Raw genomic sequence first — 2,331 nt, 5'->3', positions numbered from 1 at the left:
CCTCGAACGGCACGTGCGCCGCCGCGAGCGTGCGCTTGGCGCGCACGATCCGCTGCGCGATCGTCGGTTCGGGCGTCAGGAACGCGCGCGCGATCTCGCCCGTCGTCAGCCCGCCGAGCAGCCGCAGCGTCAGCGCGACGCGCGCATCGGTCGACAGCACCGGGTGGCACGACGTGAAGATCAGCCGCAGCAGGTCGTCGCCGATGTCGTCCTCGCTCGCGTCGGCGAGCGCCTCCGCGATGTCGGGGACGACATGCGCTTCGAGCGCGTCCATCTCGTGACCGAGCTGGTCGCGCTTCGCCGCGTGGAGCGACTCCTGCCGGACCCGATCGAGCGCGCGACGCTTCACGGCCGTCATCAGCCAGGCGGCCGGGTTGTCGGGCACGCCGTCGACGGGCCAGTGCTCGAGCGCCGCGACGAGCGTGTCCTGCGCCAGTTCCTCGGCCACACCGACGTCGCGCACCACGCGCGCGGCGCGCGCGATGATCTTGGGCGACTCGATCCGCCAGACCGCTTCGATCGCACGGTAGGTCGCCTCACGCGTCACGACGCCTGCCCCTCGGCGGACGCGTCCAGCGGCATGGCCATCAGCTCCCATGCATGGCCGTCCGGATCGTCGAACCCGTGGCCGTACATGTTCGGGTACTCGCGCGGCGCTTGCGGCGCGGAGCCGCCAGCCGCCAACGCCTTGGCGACGATTCCGTCGACCTCGGCGCGGCTTTCGCACGACAGGCACGACAGGACCTGCACCTGCGTTGCCGGATCGATGATGGTTTTGCCGGTGAACGTCTGGAAAAACGGCCGGACGAGCAGCATCGCGAAGATCGTGTCGCTGATCTTGATGCAGGCAGCCTGGTCGTTGGTATAGGCCGGTACGACTTCGAAACCGAGCGCCTGGTAGAACGCCTTCGAGCGCGGCAGGTCGGCCACGGGCAGGTTGATGAAGACCATCTTGTGCATGTCGGGTGCTCCCGGTGAGGTTGGATTCAGGTGGGCAATCAATCAGGCGCCGGTGCGGCCGACGTGGAGTTCGCGAAACCGCTCGACCGCGTCGCTCGGCGTGAGGTCGTCGAGCTCGAACAGCGGCCGCACCTCGATCTCGCAATCCATCTCGGCGCCGAACGGCGCGGGAAACCGGCGCGTCCATTCGAGCGCTTCGTCACGCGAACGCACCTGGATCAGCGTATAGCCGGCAATCAGTTCCTTCGTTTCGGCGAACGGGCCGTCGACCACGGTGCCCCTGCCGCCCGTGTAGCGCACGCGCCAGCCGCTCGCGCTCGACCGCAGCCCGTTTGCATCGAGCAGCACACCAGCCTTGGCCAGCTCCTCGTGATAGACGGTCATGGCCTCGACCAGCCGGTTGTCCGGCAACGCATCGGACTCGCTGACGGCGTTCGCCCGGATCATGATCATGAATCGCATCGTTCACTCCTTGTCGTCGGTGGATGGCAGCGCCCGTTCATCGGCGCCTTATCCGGACGACGGACGGAAGACTGCCGGATCGACATATTCCGCGACATATCAGGGTAAATACCGAGTCGCGGCCTTCACAGGAAGCACGGGCCGACCGCCCGCACCTCGACCGTGCACCACTGCGCGGCCGGGCACTGGCGCGCGATCTCGATCGCTTCCTCGCGCGTGTCGACGTCGACGATGAAGAAGCCGCCGACCATCTCCTTCGCCTCCGCGAACGGGCCGTCGAGCAGGCGCGTCTCGCCGTCGCGCACCTGCACGCGCGTACCGCGCTCGGAGCGCTCCAGCGACTCGACGCCGCGCAGCACGCCGCGCGCCTTCAGCGTCTCGGCGAAATCGACCATCCGTGCGTACAGCGCCTGACCTTCGTCGAGCGTGCGTTCGGCGCGCTGGTCGGTCGGCTCGACAATCAACAGCATGTAAGACATGGACTTCTCCTGTAGGAACGGGGCGCGGCAGCGTTCGCTGCGCGATCGGGATGCGCCGGCCGATGCAAAAGCGTAGCAGCCGCCGTGCGACTTGCATCGTCGGCCAATCGGCAACTGGCCGGACGGCCAATTCGGCCGCTTCCTGACATTTTGCCGTCAAGATGCTTTCCCGAACCGTCGGATTTTCTTCCTGTGGACCGCCCCATGTCACGCCTGCTTGTGCCGCTTGCCGTTGCACCGTTCATCGCCCTGAGTGCGCTCGCCGCCTTCTCCGCCCGGCCGGCCGATGGGAAGAGCGCCGTGTAGGGAAGGAGTGTGCGCAGGGGTGTGAACTCGGGGTGCTGCCGGCTCAGAAAAAAAACAAAGACAAGCAATAAACAACAGAGAGCGACCACGAGAACAAACAAAACTGTCACACACACATACCCAA

Annotated in this window: 4 protein-coding genes; all 4 read right to left on the bottom strand. The window is 66.6% G+C overall.

Annotation, left to right across the window (positions count from 1 at the left end):
- On the bottom strand, positions 1-547 hold a 547-nt coding region (locus tag G3N93_RS38710), incomplete at its 3' end, for a sigma factor (protein ID WP_307873454.1).
- Positions 544-960, bottom strand: a complete 417-nt coding sequence (locus tag G3N93_RS38705; RefSeq protein WP_011355876.1) for a VOC family protein — start codon at positions 958-960, stop codon at positions 544-546. The genes G3N93_RS38705 and G3N93_RS38710, both read right to left, overlap by 4 nt.
- Positions 961-1,002: 42 nt before the next feature.
- On the bottom strand, positions 1,003-1,422 hold the full coding sequence (locus G3N93_RS38700; protein WP_174938724.1) for a YciI family protein: 420 nt from the start codon (positions 1,420-1,422) through the stop codon (positions 1,003-1,005).
- Between the two features lie 125 nt (positions 1,423-1,547).
- Positions 1,548-1,901 carry a YciI family protein gene (locus G3N93_RS38695; protein WP_011355878.1) on the bottom strand — a complete coding sequence of 118 codons (354 nt, stop codon included), beginning with the start codon at positions 1,899-1,901 and terminating at the stop codon, positions 1,548-1,550.
- Positions 1,902-2,331 lie beyond the last annotated feature (430 nt).

The sequence above is a fragment of the Burkholderia sp. Se-20378 genome (assembly GCF_017104665.1).
In the GTDB taxonomy this organism is placed as follows: Bacteria; Pseudomonadota; Gammaproteobacteria; order Burkholderiales; family Burkholderiaceae; genus Burkholderia; species Burkholderia lata.
Note: the sequence above shows the minus strand (reverse complement) of the source record. Positions and strands in the feature narration are given on the sequence as shown.